Here is a 19,517-nt window from a genome sequence, read left to right as displayed (position 1 = left end):
CAGCGGTCGTTAGAAACCTGTCAGGTATCGCGTCCGGGACCGCTCGCGACGGCTGCCCGGACCTATCATCGCCGCCATGTGCGCGCAGGTTCTGGTCGCCGACGACGATCTCCGCCAGGCCGAGGTGGTACGCCGGTACCTGACCGCCGAAGGCCACGACGCAGTGGTGGTGCACGACGGCCGGGCGGCGCTTGACACTGCCCGGCGGCTGCGGCCCGACCTGCTGGTGCTGGACGTGATGATGCCGGTACTTGACGGCCTACAGGTGTGCCAGACCCTGCGCCGGGAGTCGGACCTGCTGGTGCTGATGTTGACCGCCCGCACCACGGAGGACGATCTGCTGATCGGGTTGGAACTCGGTGCCGACGACTACCTGACCAAGCCGTACAGCCCGCGGGAGTTGATGGCCCGGGTGCGTACCCTGCTGCGGCGTGCCAGCCGGGGCGTGCCGGTCCCGGCCGGGACCGCGCTGCGGCGGATCGGTCCGATCGAGATCGACACGGCGGCGCACCAGGTGACCGTGGACGGCGTCGGGGTGGCCTGCACCCGTGGCGAGTTCGCCATCCTGGCGGCCATGGCGGAGCAACCGAACCGGGTCTTCACCCGGGCCCAACTGCTGCACCACACCCACGGCATCGACCGCAGCTCGACCGAACGGACAATCGATGTGCACGTGATGAACCTGCGGCGCAAGATCGAACGCGATCCGCAGCGCCCCGCCTGGTTGATCACCGTCTTCGGCGTCGGTTACAAGCTGACCGGCGGTTCGGCGACGGCACGGTGAGCGGCGGTCGAGTGCCGATCCGGCACCGGCTGGTGACCCGGCTGCTGGTCACCTCGGTGCTGATCGCGGTCGCCGCGATCGCGGCCACCGCCTGGCTGGCCACCCGGACCGCGACCCGGGCGATCAGCCAGGAACAGGGCCGCTCGCTCGCCGAGAACCGCAGCGTGTACGACCTGCTGATCGGGTACGCGGCCAGCCATCCGGACTGGTCCGGGGTGCAGCCGCTGATCGAACAACGTGCCGCCGAACTGGACCGCCGAATCACCCTGATGACCGAGGACCGGGCGGTCATCGCCGACACGTTCCCCGGCCCGTCGCTGCGTACCGCCCGGCCGGCCGCAGTGGTGGACCCGCTGAACCTGGACCTCGGCCTGACCGGCGGTACGGACCGCATCGACCGCCGGGCGGTCGGACCGTTCAAGGTGTCGCCGGCCGTCCGTGCCAAGCTCCGCGCGGTTGCCGACGAGCAGCTCGCCTGCCTGCGGAAGATGGGAAACGACGGGGAGATCGAGGAGCAGCCCGACGGCCGATTCGAGATCATCGTGGCCACTCCGGACCCGATCGGAGTGGCCAGCAGATGCCGGATCGGTACGCCTGAGCCAGCCACCGGATCCGAAGGCAAGGCGCTACGGTCGCTGGGCCGGTTGGCGGCCCGCTGCGTCGACCTGGACGAGAAGACCCAGCGCCTGGAGGTCCTGCCCGACTTCACGGCGTACCTGATTCCGCTGCGCGACGCGCGGCCGGTGCCAGCCGAGGAAAGCCGCGGCTACCTGGACGCGGTCGGTGCGGCGCGGGTCAACAGCTGCGTGGAGAAGTCCCGGCGGACCCTGCTCCAGCCGTACGTGGCCCCGGCCGTGCTGCTGTTCATCACCGCCCCGGACACGGGTGTCGACCAGACCACGTTCACCCTGTCCGGCGAGAACACCATCCGCATCGTCACGGTGACCGGGGCGGTGCTGGTCGCCACCATCATCGTCACGGTGCTGGTGGGTCGTCGGCTGGTCCGGCCGTTGCAGGCGCTCACCGACGCCGTCGACCGGCAGCGCCCCGCCCCGGTGTCCAGCTCGGACGAGATCGGCCGGTTGGCCCGTGCTCTGAACGATTCGGTGCACCGCCGCGACCGGGCCGAGGCGCAGCGACGAGCCATGGTCAGCGACGTGGCGCACGAACTGCGTACGCCGCTGACGAACATCCGCAGCTGGCTGGAGGCGGCCCAGGACGATCTCGCCCCGACCGACGCCCAGCTGCTCGGGCTGCTGCACGAGGAGGCGGTGCTGCTCCAGCACATCATCGACGACCTGACCGATCTGGCCGCCGCGGACGCGGGAACGCTGCGGATCCATCCCGAGCCGACGTACGTGCGGGACGTGCTCAGCCAGGTGGTGGACAGCCACCGGGGCCGGGCACAGGCGGCCGACCTCGACCTGACCATGCGGATCGACGCGGATCCGGTGCTCTCGGTCGACGCGGTGCGGCTACGCCAGATCGTCGGCAACCTGGTCTCCAACGCGATCCGCTACACCCCGCCCGGCGGGTCGGTCACCGTCGGCGCGTACGACACCACGATCACCGTACGGGACAGCGGCGTGGGCATCGCTCCCGAGCACCTGTCGAAGATCTTCGACAGGTTCTGGCGGGCGGACGAGTCGCGCAACCGGGCGACCGGCGGCAGCGGTCTGGGTCTGGCGATCACCAAGCACCTGGTCGAAGCGCACGGCGGCACCCTGACGGTGCGGAGTACCCCCGGCCAGGGCAGCCTGTTCACCGTCCGGCTACCGGAGACCGTGGCGGGGCCGGGTCCCACCTGACGGTCGGCGAGACGATGGTGGGCCGACGACGGGAGGTCGCCGGCCCACCATGCCTATCGACTACCGAACGCGCAGCTGCTGGTGGACCGCGGCAGCGGGAGCGTAGGTCGGGTCACCGGAGTAGGCGACGTGGACCCGGTAGTTTCCTGCGGACAGGCCGGTGGTCGGCAGTTTGACGACCGCCTTGCCGTTGGTCAGCGCGACCACCTGCGTGGTACCGGCGAAGGTGACGGCGATCTCGCCGGTCACCTTTGGCGCCTTCTTGTGCTGGTGCTGCGCCCGCACGTCGACGTCGAGCGTGAACGTGCCACCCCGGGCGACCGACGCGGGAGCGGCCTTCGCCTTCACCACGGTCTTCGCCGTACCCGGGGCCTTCAGGGTGACCCGGGCCGAGGCGGACTTGGTCGGGTCGACCACCGACGTCGCCACCACGGTGAGCGACGACGCCTTCTCCTTGGCGGCGACCGAGAGCAGACCGTCCGCGGAGATGGTGGTGTCGTGCGAGGTCGCGCCCTCGACCGACCACGTCACCGCCGGGCTCACGCCCTCGTTGGTGGTCACCTTGGCGCTGAACTGCCTGGTCCAGTTCCAGCCCTTCGTCAGGTTCACCGTCGCGGGCGTCACCGACACGGAGTCGACACCCGTCCACAGGTGGTCCCGGGCGAAGATGGTGAACAGCTGGCTCGCCGTCATCCCGTCGTGCGCGCCGGGGACCTGGGCCGTGGCGGCGGCGTACCCGCGAGCGCGGAAGTTGTCCGCGATGCCGTTCTGGACGTTGAGGTTGCCCTCGAAGACACCGTTGCCGAGGAACACGAAGAGGTCGTCGTCCCCGACCGCAGCCGCGACGTTGTCGTAGTCCTGCGTGCTCAGCGACGGGTTACCGGAGAAGTGCCCGTAGAACGCGAACGTGGTGGGGTAACCCCGGATCACGTGGGCACCCGTCATGCCGCCGTACGAGAAGCCGGCGTAGGCGCGCCCTTCCCGGGTGGTGGCGACGTTGTACCGCTCCTCGATGAGCGGGAGGATCGTCTGGACCAGGTTGTTTGCGGCGTTGGTCTGGTTGTACGAGCCGAAGCCGAGGCTGGTGCCGGTGAAGTGGTTCCCCATGGTGACCACGACGGTCGGCTCGATCTCGCCCTTCGCCGTCATGTTGTCCAGGATGTGCGGGACATTCGCCGGGACCATGAAGTCGGTCTCGTCACCGAAGATGCCGTGCGCCAGATACGCGACCTTGTACGGCTCTGCGCGGTGGGGATCGTAGTTCGCCGGCAGGTAGACGCCGAGGTAATGGCCGCTGTCGCCGAGGATCGTGGTGTAGGGGATGTACGTGACGGTGCCCCGCTTCGTGCGGTCCTTGATCGGCAGCTCGTATTCCGCGCGCTCCTTGAGCACCGGGTCGTTCTGCTTGTCGGCGTACGGCACGTAGACGGCGTCGAGGACGTCGTTGTTCCGGACCCGGAACGAGGACTCGCCCGGCGGCCGGGGGTTCGTCGAGGCGGGATCCCAGATGCGCTTGTTCTCCCAGCCCTGCGTCGGGTCCCAGACCCGGTACCAGTAGCTGAGGCTCCCGGCGTGCAGCGGAAGCGAGACCGACCAGTACCCCTTCGAGTCCTTGGTCATGTCCCTGAGGAATTCGGTGCCGCCGGCGTGGTACCGCCCCGGCTGCCACTCTTCCGGCTGGTACCGGGTGTTGCCGGTGTTCACGTCGAGCAGCGTCAGGTCGCCGGCAAGGCGAACCTGGGTGGCGTTGGGATTGCGGTAGACGAACTTGACGGTGTATCCGGTAGGTGAACTGCGATCCGCCGTGACGGTTGCGCCTTCCACGATCTTGGTTTTGCCGGCGGCGGCGGCTGGCGCGGAAACGATGGTGCCGGCACCGAGTGACATGACCGCGAGCAACGAGGCGGCACGCATGAGCCTGCGCCTTCCGATCGCTATCTCCATCTGAAGGACTCCTTCTTGGTCTTTTCTCGTGGCCCTCTTCGGATCTTGTGCTCTCATTCGGACAGTGGCCGCTGGGCGCCTCCCTGCTTCACCTGCAACCGATTCATGAAGCCCAAGCGGTGACGCGACATTTCCTGATCCGGCTCACTGCCGAGACGTCTGCGGGACGGGACGAGGTGGTGGTCGGGCATGCAGAGCCTCCTCCTGGGCCACGCGGGCTTGCTCACCCCCGCGCTGGCCCGGTCCGGCACTCTCTGGACCTGCTACGAAGCTAAATCGAATTAGCTCGGCGGTAGTGTGGCTGTGTGCGCCAGTCGATGTCAAGGGTGCTCCAGGCGGTCGCCTTGTCGGTTGCTCCTGGTCACCCGGTCGATGGGGCCAGGTCGACGCCGCCGGACGCCGATCGGGCGGCGCTACTCGCGCGGAGCGACCAGGGTCTCGACCATGAGCCGGGCCTGAGCCAGCTGGCGACCGGAATCGATGGCCGCCAGGTCCCCGAGCGAGGCGCGGGCCAGCACACCTTCGTAGGTTATGAGCAGTTGCTCGGCCACCTGAGCTGGTGCGGACACCCCGTAGTCGGCGGCCAACTCACCCAGCCGTCGCAGCATCCACGCCTTCTGCTCGGTGATGACCTTGACGGCGGGGTGCGCCGGATCGGTGATCTGCACCGCTGCGGCCGACATCGCGCAGCCGTGGTTCATCCCGATCGTTTCTCGCCAGACCTGCAACGCGTCGAAGACCGCGAGCAGTCGGCCCTCGGCGCTGTCGGCGCGTGAGATCTCCGCTTCCCAGAGCTCGCGCCACCGGCGATCACGCTCCGCGAGGTACGCCGCGACCAGGTTGTCCTTGTTGCCGAAGGACTTGTACAGCGACGCGAGGGCCACCTCTGCCCGCCCGACGACCGCATCCACCCCGGTGGAAGCGATGCCCTGCGCGTAGAACAGTTCGTCCGCTGCGCGCAGCAGGCGTTCGCGCGCCGAGCCTCTCGATCGCCCCTGTTGCGGCATGGGCCCACCCTACAATTGACCGGGTAGAGCGATCGTTCTACTGTTGGTTGGTGAGATGCCCCGTGAGCTGGCGGTTTCGCCCAACCGTGACCGCGCAACCCGCAGACCGCTGGGCCATGGTCGGTGCCGGGACCGCGCTGATCGGTGTCTGTTACGGGTTCGCTCGCTTCTCCTACGGCCTCTTCGCTCCGGCGTTTCAGGACGAGTTCGCGATGGGGCCCGCACTCACCGGAATCGTCGGATCGGGCAGCTACGTCGGCTACTGTCTGGCCATCGTGGTCAGCCTGGTGGTGACTGCTCGACTCGGGGCCCGGCCGATCGCTCTGGCCGCTGGCGTCGTCGCCACGCTCGGTACCGCCACCGTGGCCGTTGCGCCAAACGGCGTCGTCCTGGCTGCCGGGATCCTCGTGGCCGGCTTGAGCACCGGCCTGGCCTCCCCGCCGATGGCTGCCGCGGTCGCCCGCTGGGTCCGCGAAGCACAGCGCGATCGCGCCCAGTCGATCGTCAATGCCGGAACCGCGGTCGGCGTGGTCCTCTCCGGCCCCATCGTTCTGGTGTTCACCGAGAACTGGCGCTTGGCCTGGGCGTTGTTTGCCCTCATCTGCGCAGCGGTCACGCTGTGGGTCGCCGCGACCGTACCGAACACCGAATCCGCGGCGGCGACGCCAACCACACCGGAAGACGCCACCCGCCGCCGGGCATCGATTCCGCCCGACGCGGCCCGCCTGCTGTCGGCCGCGCTGTTGGTGGGCTTGACCAGCGCTCCGGTCTGGACCTTCGGCCGCGAGATCATCAGCGTGCTCGGCGATGCCGGACCGACCGCCTCCGCCGCGATGTGGATCGTGATCGGCATCAGCGGTCTCGTCGGCACGGCCAGCGCCGACCTCATCAACTGGCTCGGTCTGGCGCGGTCCTGGAAGCTGACCCTGCTCGCCCTTGCCGCCGCGACCGCGCTCCTGGCCGCAGCCCCGGCCGTGTTGCCGCTGGCCCTCACCGCCGCCGCGATGTTCGGTGCCAGTTACCTCATGCTCTGCGGGCTCGCCCTGTTGTGGAGCACGCAACTGTTCGTCGGCCGGGCGGCCATCGGGGTCGGCACCGCATTCCTGTTCCTCGCCGTCGGGCAGGCCCTCGGTGCACCGATCGCCGGTGCCTTGATCGAGGAGGTCGGCCATGTCGTCGGCTTCTTGGTCTTCGCGGCGCTCGGCGTGCTCGGCACCGCCATTCGCCCTGCGGTCCGTCCGACGCCGGTGGTGGCCGGCGGGTGTCGACGCTCCGAGCGCTAGCCGGGTTCGTCGATGTTAGCGCGATCAAGCCGGCCAGAGGTGCAACGTACGACGATCACATGATTCCGGAAAGTTACGTCTTGACGAACGTCATGTTATCGCCCACAGTCGATGGTCAAGGACGACGATGCCAGTGGCTTACCGGGCGAGCCTGCTTCGTCGTACATCGGATCAGGCGTGCGCCAGGACGTGTAACTGTCGATGTTAGCGCTAACACGCAGCGGCTGGCGTCTGGTGACGGGTCGGGTCGTGGTGTGCCCTGCTTCGGGCGTACCGCTCGGTCTTGGTCAATTGAGGAGGATCATGTCTGCCCTTGGTAGGTCCCCATCACTCGCGCCGCCGTCGCGGCGGCGTGGGTTCTTGCCGCGGGTCATCGCCGCTGGCGTGACAGCGATGATGGTCGGTGCCGCCGCCACAGCGGTGGTCTCGACGCCCGCGGCGGCGGCGACGGTCGACACCAACGCCTGGTACGTGCTGGTCAACCGCAACAGCGGTAAGGCCCTGGACGTGTACAACCTGGCGACGAACGACGGTGCGCGGATCACGCAGTGGACGCGCAACAACGGTAACCAGCAGCAGTGGCAGTTCGTGGACTCCGGTGGTGGTTACTACCGGTTGAAGTCGCGGCTGTCGAACAAGGTGCTGGATGTCTACAACTTCTCGACCGCCAACGGTGCGTCGATCGTGCAGTGGACGGATCACAACGGGACCAACCAGCAGTTCCGGTTGGCCGACTCCGACGGTGGTCACGTCCGGTTGATCAACCGAAACAGCAACAAGGTGCTTGAGGTGCAGGGCGCCTCCACCGCCGACGGTGGCAACATCGTGCAGTACGACGACTGGAACGGCGCCAACCAGCAGTGGCAGCTCGTCCGGGTCGACGGCGGGACCAACCCCACGCCGGGGCCGACGACGCCGCCGCCGTCGGGTAACTGCAACCTGCCGTCGTCGTACCGGTGGTCCTCCACCGGCGCGTTGGCGCAGCCGCGGGCGGGTTGGGTGTCACTGAAGGACTTCACCCACGCCCCGTACAACGGTCAGCACCTGGTCTACGCCACCACCCACGACACCGGCACCAGCTGGGGCTCGATGAACTTCGGCCTGTTCTCCAACTGGAACCAGATGGGCTCGGCCAGCCAGAACGCCATGCCGTTCTCCGCCGTGGCACCCAGCCTGTTCTACTTCGCCCCCCGCAACATCTGGGTCCTGGCCTACCAGTGGGGCGGACCCGCCTTCTCCTACCGCACCTCCACCAACCCGACCAACGTCAACAGCTGGTCAGCAGCACAAACCCTGTTCACCGGCAGCATCTCCAACTCCGGCACCGGCCCGATCGACCAGGCACTCATCGGCGACGACCAGAACATGTACCTCTTCTTCGCCGGCGACAACGGACGCATCTACCGCGCCAGCATGCCCATCGGCAACTTCCCGGCAGCTTCGGCTCCAACTACACCACCATCATGACCGACACCACGAACAACCTGTTCGAAGGAGTCCAGGTCTACAAACTCCAAGGCCAAAACCGCTACCTCATGATCGTCGAAGCCATCGGCTCCCAAGGCCGCTACTTCCGCTCCTTCACCGCCACCAGCCTCGGCGGCACCTGGACCCCCCAGGCCGCCACCGAAAGCAACCCCTTCGCCGGCAAAGCCAACAGCGGCGCCACCTGGACCAACGACATCAGCCACGGCGAACTCATCCGCACCAACGCCGACCAAACCATGACCATCGACCCCTGCAACCTCCAACTGCTCTACCAAGGCCGCTCCCCCAACTCCGGCGGCGACTACGGCCTCCTGCCCTACCGCCCCGGACTACTCACCCTCCAACGCTGAACCACTGACGCGGGCGGGCTCGGTCGCAGACCGAGCCCGCCCGTGGCCATCTCCGCCCCGGGTCTCAGCCGGCTCGACCGGGGCGCGGTTCGACGGATGCGTGGGGTCTTGCGGGGTCGTTGAACGTCTGTTTAATCTGATGTCATGGCGTCGAGAGGCGTGGATCCGCAGGAACGCGACGGCGAGTTCGCCACCGCCGGCCGGATCCGTGACGCCGCCATCGCCCGGTTCGCCCGCGACGGGTTCCGGGTCGGGTTGCGCACCATCGCCGCCGATGCGGGCGTCACCGCCGGTCTGATCGTCCACCACTTCGGCTCCAAGGACGGGCTACAGCACGCCTGTGACGAGCACGTGCTCGCGGTGGTGCGCGCGGAGAAGGCGAGGGCGCTGACCGACGGCACCGCCACCACCCTGCTGGCGCAGATGGCCGAGGTCGAGCGGTTCGCGCCGATGGTGCAGTACCTGCTGCGCAGCCTGCAGGCCGGGGGAAAACTGGCGGCCACCCTGATCGAGCACATGGTCGCCGATGCCGAGGAGTATCTGGCGGCGGGTGAGGCGGCTGGGGTGATCCGGCCCAGCCGGGACCGGGCCGCCCGCACGAGGTACCTGGCCTATCAGTCGGCGGGCAGCTTGCTGCTGTGGTTCACCCTGCACGGGGCCGACGCCGCGCCGGAGGAGTTTCCGGCGCTGTTCCGTCGCTACATGGGCGATCTGATGCTGCCGGCGCTTGAAGTGTTCAGCGAAGGGCTGCTCGTCGACCGGTCGATGCTCGACGAGTACCTGATGTACGTCCCTGATCCGCCACCGGCCGGCGACGCGCGCTAGCACCACCCGCCTTCCGGGCGTGGCCCCTCCTCCTTCTTCTTCGATCCTGCGTGATCGACCCCATCACCGCTCAGGCTGCCCTGAGCCCTCCTCGAATGAGGCCTGGTGACCATGACTGCTGCCATCGACATCAACCAGCTCGAGAAGTCCTTCGGTCGGGTGAAGGCGCTTGACGGACTCGACCTGCGGGTCGGCACGGGCACCGTGCACGGCTTCCTCGGTCCCAACGGTGCCGGCAAATCAACCACAATCCGGATCCTGCTCGGGTTGCTGCGCGCCGACGCCGGCCAGGTTCGGCTGCTCGGCGGTGACCCGTGGGCCGACGCGGTGGCCCTGCACCGTCGGCTCGCGTACGTGCCGGGCGACGTCGAACTGTGGCCGAACCTCACCGGCGGCGAGGCGATCGACCTGTTCGCCCGGCTGCGCGGCGGCACCGATCCGGTTCGTCGCGACGAGCTGTGCCAGCGTTTCGACCTCGATCCGAGCAAGAAGGGCCGCACCTACTCCAAGGGCAACCGGCAGAAGGTCGCCCTGATCGCGGCGCTTGCCAGCGACGTCGAGCTGCTCCTGCTCGATGAACCCACCGCCGGATTGGACCCGCTGATGGAGGCGGTGTTCCAGGAGTGCATCCGCGAGGCCAAGGACGCCGGCCGCACCGTGCTGCTGTCCAGCCACATCCTCGCCCAGGTCGAGGTCCTCGCCGACCAGATCTCGATCATCCGGCAGGGGAAGATCGTGGAGACCGGCTCGCTGGCCGAGCTGCGCCACCTGACCCGTACCTCGATCGACGCGATCACCGACCGGCCGGTCGATTCGCTTGCCAATCTGCCCGGGGTGCACGGCCTTCGGTCCGAGGACGGCCACGTCCGCTTCGAGGTCGACGGCGACCAACTCGCGGCTGTGGTGCGCCGGCTCGGCGCTCTCGATGTGCAGGGTCTGACGGTCCGGCCGCCGACGCTGGAGCAGTTGCTGCTGCGTCACTACGGTGACCAGTTCGCCCACAACGGCGCTGGAGAGGTGGCGTGATGGCCACCACGACGGCCGCGCGCCCGGCGGCGGCAACGCGCTCGCGGACGAGCGCCGTCACCGGGACTGGCCTGCTTTTGCGGTTCATGCTGCGTCGCGATCGGATCCGCTTCCCTGCGTGGACCCTCGGGCTGGCGCTGCTGATGACGTACTTCGCCACGGCCCTGGACGCGATCGTGCAGAGTCCGGCGGACCTGGAGGGGCTGAGCGCCTTCTCCGCCAGCCCGGCCGGCGCGCTGTTCGGCGGGCCCGGACTCGGCTTCGACAACCTGACCATCGAGCGCTTCCTCGCCGGCCAGTACGGCCTCTACGCGGCCATCGGCGCCGCCCTGATGGGATTGCTGACCGTGGTGCGGCACACCCGCGTCGAGGAACGGTCCGGCCGGGCCGAACTGATCCGTGCCAATGTGGTCGGCCGACATGCCCAACTCACCGCCGCGCTTGTGCTCACCGCCACGATGGCAATGCTTGTCGCGCTACTGATCGCCGGGACGATGGCCAGCCGCGGGTTCGATGCGGGCGGGTCGCTGTTGTTCGGCGCGTCCATCGGTGCGGTGGGGCTGGCCTTCGCCGGCATCGCCGCGGTCACCGTTCAGCTCTCCGAGTACCCACGGGCCGCTTCCGGCCTGGCCGGCGCCGCCCTCGGCGCCGCGTTCGTCCTGCGTGGGCTGGGTGACATGGCGGCGGTGCAGGGCCGCGGACCGTCCTGGTTGTCCTGGCTGTCGCCGCTCGGCTGGTCCCAGCAGACCGCGCCCTACGTCCACAACCGCTGGTGGCCTCTGGCGATCTCGCTGGTCTTCGCGATGGCTGCCGGTGCGGTGGGCTACGCACTGTCGGCGCGTCGGGACTTCGGTGCCGGTCTGGTGCCACCCCGCCCCGGCTCACCCCGGGCCGCCGTCTGGCTGGCCAGCCCGCTCGCCCTCGCATTCCGGCTGAATCGGGCCAGTCTGATCGGATGGAGTGCGGCACTGTTCGTGGCCGGGCTGGCGTACGGCTCGTTCACCCAGCCACTGCTCGACGGTTTCGCCGACGCGCCCGAGGATCTGCTGGCCGTCATGGGGGGTTCGGAAAACATGCTGGACGGCTACCTCGGCATGATGGGCCTGACCATGGCGCTGGTGGTCGGCGTCTACACAGTGCTTGCCGTGCAGGCGCTGCGCGCCGAGGAGGCCGATGGGCGGGCCGAGCCGGTCCTCGCCACCGCAGTGAGCCGGACGGCCTGGCTCGCGAGTCACGTCGCCGTGGCGGCGGTCGGCGTGCTCTGGCTGCTGCTGGTCGCTGGACTCGGCCTCGGTACGGGCGCAGCGATCAGCATCGGCGACGCCGGGCTCATCGGCGAACTGCTGCTTGGTCATCTCGCGCACACCCCGGCGGTCTGGCTCGTCCTCACCGCCACGACCCTGCTCTACGCGGCGGCACCGAGAGCACTGCCGGTGATCTGGGTGGTACTCGGTTGGTCACTGATCGTCGGATACTTCGCCCCGATCCTCGACATCCCCGACGCCGCACTACGGCTGTCGCCGTTCGAACACATCGGCGAGTACCCACTGGAAGACGTCAGCGTCGTCGCGGTCGTGTCGCTGAGCGTGCTATCCGTGCTGCTACTCCAGGCGGCAGTGGTTGCCTTTCGGCGACGGGACCTGTCGGCGGGGGCCTGAGCGACCGGGCCTGCCCGGTGATCCGACTCGGACCACCGGGCAGGTCGTCCACGACCTGAGAGACGCCGATCGTGGCGGTTGCTCAGGCCTGTCCGGGCCGGCGTTGGTAGATGTCCGGAACGCCGTCGCGGTCCAGGTCGGCGGTTTCGATCTCCCGGATGCGTCGGTGGGTCCGGTTGCGCAGCCGCAGGACGACGGTTGCCAGCAGGGCCGCGATGAGACTTCCGGTGAGCACGGCGATCTTGACGTTGTCGTCCTGCGGGGTTCCGGCGCCGAAAGCCAACTCCCCGATCAGCAGGGAAACCGTGAACCCGATGCCGGCCAGCATCGACAGGCCGAGAACGTCCGTCCAGTTCATGCCCGACCCGAGGGGCGTACGGGTGACGCGGGAGACGATCCAGGTGAACAGGGTGATACCGACCGCCTTGCCCGCGATCAGACCCGCCACGATGCCGATGGCGACGGGGTCGCTCAGCGAGTCGGCGAGGCCGCTCAGGCCACCGATCGTGACCCCGGCCGACATCAGCGCGAAGATCGGCACGGCGAGCCCCGCCGAGATGGGCCGGAGACGGTGCTCGAACGCCTCGGCGAGACACTTGTCCGCCGGAATCCCGTCCGGGCCCGGGCGTCCCACGGGAACGGTGAAGGCCAGCAGCACCCCGGCGACGGTGGCGTGCACGCCCGACTCGTGCACCAGGACCCAGGTGGCGGCGGCCAACGGGAGCAGCAACCACCAGGACCGGACCCTGCGCTGGACCAGCACCGCGAAGAGCGCCAGCGGGAGCAGTGCCGCCAACAGCGGAACGACGGCGAGGTTCACCGTGTAGAACACCGCGATGATGATGATCGCGATCAGGTCGTCGACCACCGCGAGCGTGAGCAGGAAGATCCGCATCGCGATCGGCAGGTGCCGGCCGACGACCGCGAGCACCGCCAACGCGAACGCGATGTCCGTGGCCGTGGGGATCGCCCAGCCGCGCAGGGCGTCCCCACCATCACGCAGGTTGATCAGGACGAAGAAGAGGGCAGGTACGACGACGCCACCCACCGCCGCCATGATCGGCACTGCGGCGCGGACCGGGTTTCGCAGGTCACCGGCAACGAACTCGCGTTTGAGTTCCAGCCCGGCAACGAAGAAGAAGATCGCGAGCAGGCCGTCCGCTGCCCAGGTGGCCAGCGACAGGTCGAGGTGTAGTGCCGCTGGCCCCACGGTGTATGAGCGCACCGACTGGTACGTATCCGACCATGGTGAGTTGGCCCAGACGAGGGCGAGCACTGCTCCGGCGAGCAGCAGCCCGCCGCCCACTGTCTCCTGCCGCAGGATGCCGGCGATCCGGCTGACCTCGGGCCATGTGCCGCGGCTGAACAGGCGTCTTCCACGAGGGAAGGAGTTTCTCATCAATGCTCCGGGAGGTCGGATTGATCATTAATCTCTGCCGACCAGGCTTCCCGGCACACCGGTCATCACTCTATCTGGCGGCCGGGCATGCGGCTTCTCGGCGACCATCGACCAGCAGAATGTTAGGGGCTCGCATCGTGCTGTGACTTCGATATCGTCACCGCCCTCGTCCGAAACCGTCTCTCCCGCCCAGCTCGTTCTGGTCGCCGCCATGCCCGTCGGCTTCGCCGCGCTGACCGTCGCCGCGTGGGACCGCCTCCAACTCGATCGCTGACGCACCGCACCGAAGGCCCCCGGTGCCGGGCGTGGCACCGGGGGCCCGCTGCTACCCGGTGGCGAGCGCTTCGGTGGGTGCCAGGCGGGAGGCGCGGATCGCCGGATAGAGGCCGGCGAGCCCGCCGATCACCAGCGTGGCGGCGACGCCGCCGAGCGTGGCCCACGCCGGCACCACGGTCGGCCAACCCTGCCAGCGGGCGTAGCCGGCGGTGACCAGGATGCCGAGCAGCACCCCGCCGGTTCCGCCGAGCGCCGACAGCAGCAGCGACTCGGCGAGGAACTGGGTGCGGATCTGTCCCCGGGTGGCACCGAGCGAACGGCGCAGGCCGATCTCGGCCCGCCGTTCCAGGACCGAGATGACCATGGTGTTGGCCACCCCGACCCCGCCGACGAGCAGGGCCACCGCGCCCAGGCCGAGCAGCAGGGCGGTGAACGTCGCGTCGGTGGCCCGGGTAGCGGCCAGGGCGTCCGACGGACGCGAGACGTCGACCTCGTTCGGTGCCTCCGGGTTGGCCGTTGCCCCGAGCACCGCGCGGACCGCCTCGACCTGGTCGGCCTCGGTACGGGTGTAGACGGTGGTCGGATGGCCGTCGAAGCCCAGCCGGCTGCTCGCGACCTCCCACCCGACCAGGGCCGAGCTGTCCAGCTCCGGTGCGAGCGGTGCCGGGGCGAGGATGCCGACCACGGTGAACCAGCGGCCACCGAGCCAGACCCGCACGTCCGGCCCGGCAGCGGCAAGCCCGAGCCGCTGCGCAGCGGTCGCACCGAGCACCACGGCCGGGTACCGGGCGGTGGCCGCGTTGAGCCAGGTGCCGCTCGCCACCTCGACCCCGACGGTCTCCAGCAGCCCGAGCTGCGCCGCCCGGACGGCGAGGCCGCCGGTCTCCGCCGCCGGGATCCGGTCGGTCCGGTAGACGTTGCCGTCGACCTGGCCGGTGGCCGTCGCCCGGGTCACCGGGCCGATCCGGCCGATCATCGCCACCGCCTCGGGCGGAAGCTGCGCGTCCCCGCCGAAGAGCGTCCGCCCGGGTGACACGGTCAGCAGGTTGGTGCCGAGCGCGGCGAGGGTGCGATCCAGCTCGGCCCGCGACGACGACGAGATCCCGACCACGGCGATCATCGCGGCGATGCCGATGGCGATGCCCAGTGCCGAGAGGAACGCCCGGAGCGGCCGGGTCCGCAACCCGATCCCGCCGACGCGGACGACGTCCGCCGCCGGCAGCCGGGCCGGAACGAGTCGGGGCGTACGGCCCGGGGAGAGCAGCGTCATCTCAACTCACCCCGCTCGGCACCGGCCGCGAGTCGGCGCACAGCCGCCCGTCGCGCATCTGCACCTGACGGGGCAGGCCGGCGGCGATCTCCCGATCGTGCGTGATCACGACGACCGTGGTGCCGGCCCGGTGCAACCCGTGCAGCAGGTCGAGCACGGCCGTACCGGAGCTGGTGTCGAGGTTGCCGGTCGGCTCGTCGGCAAGCAGTACGGCCGGCTCGCCGACGACCGCGCGGGCCACCGCGACCCGCTGCCGCTCGCCGCCGGAGAGCTGGTGCGGCCGGTGACCGAGCCGGTGGCCGAGGCCGACGCGGTGCAGCGCGGCCTCCGCGCGCTGCCGCCGCTGGCGCCGGGGTACGCCCGCGTAGAGCAGCCCGTCCGCCACGTTGTCGAGCACCGGTACGCCCGGGGCCAGGTGGAACTGCTGAAACACGAAGCCGATCCGGGTGGCCCGGAGCGCGGAGAGCTGCCGGTCGGTCAGCCGCGCCACGTCGTGCCCGTCGATAAGCACGGTGCCCGAGGTCGGCCGGTCCAGCGTGCCGATCACGTTGAGCATTGTCGACTTGCCCGAGCCGGACGGCCCGACGATCGCCACCAACTCGCCATGGCCGACCCGCAGCGACACGTCGGCGAGGGCGACCACGTCGCCCGCGTACCGCTTGCCGACCTGGTCGAGCACGATCACGTCCCCGCTCATCGCGGCATCCCGACGGTCGTACCCTCGGTGACGCCGTCGCCGGTGACCTCGACCCGGCCGTCGGCGAACAACCCGGTGGTGACCGCGACGATCCGGCTCGACCCCGCGTCCAGGATCTCCAGCCCGTACCCGCCCTCGGCCAGCGCCAGCAGCGCGGCAACCGGCACGGTAAGGACGTCGGTGCGCTCGCTTACGGTGAACCTCACCTCGGCGGAGGCGCGGTCGAAGCCGGCCAGCGCCTTCTGGTCGGCGACGGTGAGAACCACCTCGATCTTCGTCTCGGTGCCGGCGTCGGCAGTCGTGCCGCTCGCGACGACCGTCTCGACCGTGCTGACCTTTCCCACCACCGATCGGCCGTCGGGCAGGGTGATCTCGGCCGGCGCGCCCCGTTCGGCCAGGCGCTGGTCGTCGACGTCGAGTTCCGTGGTGACCAGCCGATCGGTGCCGGTGTAGGTGAGCACCGCCTGGCCGGGCTGGACCGCCGCGCCCACGTCGAGCTGGTGCGCCTCGATCCGGACCGGACCGTCGGCGAAGACGATCCGGCCCAGCTCGACCCGGCCGGTCTCGGCCACGTCGAGATCGTCCTGCCAGGCCCGGACCGCGTCGGCGGTGGCCGAGGTGTACTCGTCGTCCACGGTGAAACCGGTGTAGCCGAGCGCCTTCAGGTTCCGCTCCAACTGCTTGACGTCCGGGCCCTCGACGCCGGACTGGAGGGTCCGGTATGCGGGCACCTTGCCGTACAGGAGCAGCACCGGGTCACCGTCGACGGCGTAGAGCGCCTTGCCGCGCCGGACGGTGGTGCCGGTCTCCGGTAGCGCGGTGATCGTGCCGGGCAGCCGGGAGGCGGCGGTCCGACTCGGGCCGTACCCGAGTTCGCCGTCGACGGTCTCCGCGTCGGCGAGGGTCTGCCGGGTGACGGTGGCGCTGGCCGGCGGCGCGGTACCGGCGCCGGCGGGGTCACCGGCTGCGCCGCCACCGAAGCCGATCGCGGCGGCCACCCCGGCCGCGACGACGCCCAGCAGGGCCACCCCGCCCACGACGCTGCGCATCCGGACCGACCGGCTCACCGACCGCCGCCGAACTGCGGCACGTGCTGCCGGCACTTCTCCATCGCCGCCTTGAACGTCGAATCGTCCAGGTCGGACCGGAACTTGTTTCGATCGACCTGGATCCGACCGTCCGGTGCCGGGTCCGGGAAGTCCGGTACGCCGTTCTCCCGCATACACCTGGCCATCGTCCGCATCTGTTCGAGCTGCTCTGCGTTGAGTCGGGGCGGCTCGCCGCCGTTGGGCAGCAACTCGCGGCACTCCGCCATGGCCGCCTCGATCTTGTTGTGGTCCGTGCTGCCGTCGGAACGGAACAGCAGCCCTCCGTCGCCGTCGGGATCGGGCATCTCCACGCCGTTCTCCCGCATGCACCGGGCGAATGCGAGCCGTTTCTCGCGGTCGCTGTGGTCGGTCCCGTCACTCGCGGAGGCGGAGGGCGTGGCGTCGGCACCGCCGGCCGTGGCCACCCCGGTCCCGTCGTCGCCCTGGCCGGCGCATCCGGCCAGGATGAGCGCCAGCAGTACGGGGAGCAGGAGAGTTCTCCGTCGCATTGTCGGTGTCCTTCTTTCCCGTCGTCCGGCGGCCTTCGCCGGACGGTGCGTCCGGTGCAGTCGCCGGACGACCCGGCCAGTCCAGCCCACGCCGCGTATCGCGGGCGTAACCGAACCTGTTTACGCCGGCGTTACCGCCGCTGACGGCACCATTGACGGATGCGAGTGCTGGTGGTGGAGGACGAGGACGTGTTGGCGGACGCCATCGCGGAGTGGCTGCGCCGGGAGGCGTTCGCGGTGGACGTCGCGTACGACGGGGATGGCGCGCTGGAACGGCTCGGCGTGAACGCGTACGCGGTGGTCGTGCTCGACCGGGACCTGCCGGTAATACACGGCGATGACGTGTGCCGGGCGATCGTCGACGCCGGTGGCGACACCAGGGTGCTGATGCTCACCGCGGCGGCGGCGGTCCGCGACCGGGTGGCCGGCCTCGCGCTCGGTGCCGACGACTACCTGGTGAAGCCGTTCGCGCTTGTGGAACTGGCCGCCCGGGTGCACGCGCTGACCCGACGGGTCGGCCCGGCCGCACCACCGGCACTGCGCCGGGGCGGGATCGTGCTCGAACCGGCCCGCCGCGAGGTGCACCGCGACGGCCGGCACGTGCGGCTGACCCGCAAGGAGTTCGCGGTGCTGGCCGAACTTCTGCGCGCGGACGGCGCGGTGGTCTCCGCCGAGGAACTGCTGGAACGGGTCTGGGACGAGCACATCGACCCGTTCACAAACGTGGTACGGGTCACCGTCATGAAGCTGCGGCGCAAGCTCGGCGACCCGCCGGTGGTGGAGACCGTGCCCGGAGTGGGGTACCAGATCCGATGAAGCGTCTCACCCTTCGTGCCCGCCTCACCCTGGTCTACGGCGGACTCTTCCTGCTCGCCGGCATCGTCCTGCTCGGCGTCACGTACGTGCTGGTGGACCAGCGGACGACGCAGGGACTCCAGGCCGGGTTCCAGGAGCGGCATACGGTGCCCACCCGCATCCTGCCCACCGAGCAGAGCTTCGATCAGGTCCGGTTGTTGATCCAGGACGTGCAGCGCGAGGCGAAGCGGGATGCCCTGGAGTCACTGCTCACCCAGGGCGGACTCGCGTTGGTGGTGGTCTCGGCGGCGGCGGTCGTGATCGGTTGGCTGATCGCGGGCCGGGCCCTGCAACCCCTGCACCAGATCACCGGAACGGCCCGCCGCATCGCGGGCGCGAACTCCGCAGGCCGTGGGCTGCACGAGCGGATCGCGCTTACCGGCCCCCGTGACGAGGTACGCGAACTCGCCGACACGTTCGACCAGATGCTGGAGCGGTTGGACCGCTCCTTCGACGGGCAACGGCGGTTCGTGGCGAACGCCTCCCACGAACTGCGTACCCCGCTGACGATCAACCGGGCGCTTGTGGAGTTGGCGGTGAGCCGGCCGGACGCCTCGGCCGACGTGCGTCGCCTCGGTGAGGCGTTGCTGGCGGTGAACGAGCGGCACGAGCGGCTGATCGACGGCCTGCTCACGCTCGCCGACTCGGAGAACGAGCTGACCGAACGGACCAGGGTGGACCTGGCCGAGGTCGCCGCGTACGTGATCGACCAGGCGGGGGCGACCGCGCCCGGCGTCCCGGTACGCCGGGCGCTGGGTCCGGCCGGCACGGTGGGAGACCCGGTGCTGTTGGAGCGGCTGACGTTCAACCTGGTGGAGAACGCGTTACGGCACAACGTGCCGGCCGACGGCTGGGTGGAGGTGCGGACCGGGACCCCGGCCGGACGGCCGACGCTCGTGGTGACCAACACCGGTCCGGTGGTGCCCGGCTACGACGTGGAGACGATGTTCCAGCCGTTCCGGCGGCTGGGTCGGGAACGGCTGGCCGGCGCCCGGGGCTTCGGGCTGGGGCTGTCGATCGTGCGGGCGGTGGCCCGCGCGCACGGCGGCACCGTCCAGGCCGAACCGCGTCCCAGCGGTGGCCTGACCGTCACGGTGTCGCTGCCGCCGGCCTGAGCGTGGTCGGTGCCCAGCGGTGCCCAGCGATGCCCAGCGGAACCCAGCGGTGCCCAGCGGCACCCAGCGGCACCCAGCGGTGTCCAGCGGTGTTCAGCGCGAATCGGGCGGGACAGCGCGACCGAGGTGGTGACT

At 69.9% G+C, this 19,517-nt stretch carries 16 protein-coding genes and 2 pseudogenes; 11 read left to right on the top strand and 7 right to left on the bottom strand.

Annotation, left to right across the window (positions count from 1 at the left end):
- Window positions 1–76 precede the first annotated feature (76 nt).
- A complete protein-coding gene (locus tag QQG74_RS30730; protein ID WP_341718106.1) occupies window positions 77–784 on the top strand; it encodes a response regulator transcription factor in 708 nt (235 codons plus the stop codon).
- Complete coding sequence (locus tag QQG74_RS30725; RefSeq protein ID WP_341718105.1) at window positions 781–2,592, top strand: HAMP domain-containing sensor histidine kinase; 1,812 nt, start codon at window positions 781–783, stop codon at window positions 2,590–2,592. The genes QQG74_RS30730 and QQG74_RS30725 overlap by 4 nt, the downstream gene beginning before the upstream one ends.
- Window positions 2,593–2,652: 60 nt before the next feature.
- Here the strand turns inward: QQG74_RS30725 and QQG74_RS30720 are convergent, their stop codons facing one another.
- Both QQG74_RS30720 and QQG74_RS30715 read right to left on the bottom strand, forming a co-directional pair.
- Window positions 2,653–4,506, bottom strand: a complete 1,854-nt coding sequence (locus QQG74_RS30720; protein WP_341718104.1) for an alpha/beta hydrolase-fold protein — start codon at window positions 4,504–4,506, stop codon at window positions 2,653–2,655.
- 443 nt (window positions 4,507–4,949) lie between these two features.
- Window positions 4,950–5,543, bottom strand: a complete 594-nt coding sequence (locus QQG74_RS30715; protein WP_341718103.1) for a TetR/AcrR family transcriptional regulator — start codon at window positions 5,541–5,543, stop codon at window positions 4,950–4,952.
- A gap of 86 nt (window positions 5,544–5,629) precedes the next feature.
- Between QQG74_RS30715 and QQG74_RS30710 the strand changes: the two genes are divergently transcribed.
- From QQG74_RS30710 to QQG74_RS30685, 6 genes and pseudogenes are all read left to right on the top strand, one after another.
- Window positions 5,630–6,826: an MFS transporter gene (locus QQG74_RS30710; protein ID WP_341718102.1), complete on the top strand. Its 1,197-nt coding sequence runs from the start codon at window positions 5,630–5,632 to the stop codon at window positions 6,824–6,826.
- A 303-nt stretch (window positions 6,827–7,129) separates the two neighbouring features.
- Window positions 7,130–8,664: pseudogene (locus QQG74_RS30705) on the top strand (non-reducing end alpha-L-arabinofuranosidase family hydrolase).
- A 144-nt stretch (window positions 8,665–8,808) separates the two neighbouring features.
- Window positions 8,809–8,991, top strand: a pseudogene (locus QQG74_RS30700) (helix-turn-helix domain-containing protein); the annotation flags it as partial.
- A gap of 96 nt (window positions 8,992–9,087) precedes the next feature.
- Complete coding sequence (locus QQG74_RS30695; RefSeq protein ID WP_341721453.1) at window positions 9,088–9,489, top strand: hypothetical protein; 402 nt, start codon at window positions 9,088–9,090, stop codon at window positions 9,487–9,489.
- Window positions 9,490–9,600: 111 nt separating this feature from the next.
- Window positions 9,601–10,515 carry an ABC transporter ATP-binding protein gene (locus tag QQG74_RS30690; RefSeq protein ID WP_341721452.1) on the top strand — a complete coding sequence of 305 codons (915 nt, stop codon included), beginning with the start codon at window positions 9,601–9,603 and terminating at the stop codon, window positions 10,513–10,515.
- A complete protein-coding gene (locus tag QQG74_RS30685) occupies window positions 10,515–12,173 on the top strand; it encodes an ABC transporter permease (RefSeq protein ID WP_341718101.1) in 1,659 nt (552 codons plus the stop codon). The genes QQG74_RS30690 and QQG74_RS30685 overlap by 1 nt, the downstream gene beginning before the upstream one ends.
- 82 nt (window positions 12,174–12,255) lie before the next feature.
- On the opposite strand, the gene nhaA is transcribed toward QQG74_RS30685, so the two are convergent.
- Window positions 12,256–13,572 carry a Na+/H+ antiporter NhaA gene (nhaA, locus tag QQG74_RS30680; protein WP_341718100.1) on the bottom strand — a complete coding sequence of 439 codons (1,317 nt, stop codon included), beginning with the start codon at window positions 13,570–13,572 and terminating at the stop codon, window positions 12,256–12,258.
- A 142-nt stretch (window positions 13,573–13,714) separates the two neighbouring features.
- Here nhaA and QQG74_RS30675 point away from each other — a divergent pair, with 142 nt between their 5' ends.
- Entirely contained in the window at window positions 13,715–13,846 is a 132-nt protein-coding gene (locus QQG74_RS30675) for a hypothetical protein (RefSeq protein WP_341718099.1), read from the top strand.
- A gap of 51 nt (window positions 13,847–13,897) precedes the next feature.
- Here QQG74_RS30675 and QQG74_RS30670 read toward each other — a convergent pair whose 3' ends face one another.
- From QQG74_RS30670 to QQG74_RS30655, 4 genes are read right to left on the bottom strand one after another with little or no spacing between them, the layout of a single operon-like run.
- Entirely contained in the window at window positions 13,898–15,118 is a 1,221-nt protein-coding gene (locus QQG74_RS30670; protein ID WP_341718098.1) for an ABC transporter permease, read from the bottom strand.
- Between the two features lies 1 nt (window position 15,119).
- Window positions 15,120–15,815, bottom strand: coding sequence for an ABC transporter ATP-binding protein (locus QQG74_RS30665; protein WP_341718097.1), 696 nt, complete (start codon window positions 15,813–15,815; stop codon window positions 15,120–15,122).
- Window positions 15,812–16,864: a peptidoglycan-binding protein gene (locus QQG74_RS30660; protein WP_341718096.1), complete on the bottom strand. Its 1,053-nt coding sequence runs from the start codon at window positions 16,862–16,864 to the stop codon at window positions 15,812–15,814. The genes QQG74_RS30665 and QQG74_RS30660 overlap by 4 nt, the downstream gene beginning before the upstream one ends.
- 14 nt (window positions 16,865–16,878) lie before the next feature.
- Window positions 16,879–17,412: a hypothetical protein gene (locus tag QQG74_RS30655; protein WP_341718095.1), complete on the bottom strand. Its 534-nt coding sequence runs from the start codon at window positions 17,410–17,412 to the stop codon at window positions 16,879–16,881.
- Window positions 17,413–17,571: 159 nt separating this feature from the next.
- On the opposite strand from QQG74_RS30655, the gene QQG74_RS30650 reads away from it, so the two are divergent.
- Window positions 17,572–18,228, top strand: coding sequence for a response regulator transcription factor (locus QQG74_RS30650; RefSeq protein ID WP_341718094.1), 657 nt, complete (start codon window positions 17,572–17,574; stop codon window positions 18,226–18,228).
- Window positions 18,225–19,382, top strand: a complete 1,158-nt coding sequence (locus tag QQG74_RS30645) for a HAMP domain-containing sensor histidine kinase (protein WP_341718093.1) — start codon at window positions 18,225–18,227, stop codon at window positions 19,380–19,382. Before QQG74_RS30650 ends, QQG74_RS30645 begins: the two co-directional genes overlap by 4 nt.
- Window positions 19,383–19,517 lie beyond the last annotated feature (135 nt).

Source organism: Micromonospora sp. FIMYZ51 (genome assembly GCF_038246755.1).
In the GTDB taxonomy this organism is placed as follows: domain Bacteria; phylum Actinomycetota; class Actinomycetes; order Mycobacteriales; family Micromonosporaceae; genus Micromonospora.
Note: the sequence above shows the minus strand (reverse complement) of the source record. Positions and strands in the feature narration are given on the sequence as shown.

Coding starts and splice junctions, on each gene's coding strand:
- QQG74_RS30720 (WP_341718104.1), bottom strand. CDS start 4,506: ATGCGTGCCGCCTCGTTGCTCGCGGTCATGTCACTCGGTGCCGGCACC.
- QQG74_RS30645 (WP_341718093.1), top strand. CDS start 18,225: ATGAAGCGTCTCACCCTTCGTGCCCGCCTCACCCTGGTCTACGGCGGA.
- QQG74_RS30685 (WP_341718101.1), top strand. CDS start 10,515: ATGGCCACCACGACGGCCGCGCGCCCGGCGGCGGCAACGCGCTCGCGG.
- QQG74_RS30715 (WP_341718103.1), bottom strand. CDS start 5,543: ATGCCGCAACAGGGGCGATCGAGAGGCTCGGCGCGCGAACGCCTGCTG.
- QQG74_RS30690 (WP_341721452.1), top strand. CDS start 9,601: ATGACTGCTGCCATCGACATCAACCAGCTCGAGAAGTCCTTCGGTCGG.
- QQG74_RS30695 (WP_341721453.1), top strand. CDS start 9,088: ATGGCCGAGGTCGAGCGGTTCGCGCCGATGGTGCAGTACCTGCTGCGC.
- QQG74_RS30650 (WP_341718094.1), top strand. CDS start 17,572: ATGCGAGTGCTGGTGGTGGAGGACGAGGACGTGTTGGCGGACGCCATC.
- QQG74_RS30670 (WP_341718098.1), bottom strand. CDS start 15,118: ATGACGCTGCTCTCCCCGGGCCGTACGCCCCGACTCGTTCCGGCCCGG.
- QQG74_RS30655 (WP_341718095.1), bottom strand. CDS start 17,412: ATGCGACGGAGAACTCTCCTGCTCCCCGTACTGCTGGCGCTCATCCTG.
- QQG74_RS30660 (WP_341718096.1), bottom strand. CDS start 16,864: ATGCGCAGCGTCGTGGGCGGGGTGGCCCTGCTGGGCGTCGTCGCGGCC.
- nhaA (WP_341718100.1), bottom strand. CDS start 13,572: ATGAGAAACTCCTTCCCTCGTGGAAGACGCCTGTTCAGCCGCGGCACA.
- QQG74_RS30730 (WP_341718106.1), top strand. CDS start 77: ATGTGCGCGCAGGTTCTGGTCGCCGACGACGATCTCCGCCAGGCCGAG.
- QQG74_RS30665 (WP_341718097.1), bottom strand. CDS start 15,815: ATGAGCGGGGACGTGATCGTGCTCGACCAGGTCGGCAAGCGGTACGCG.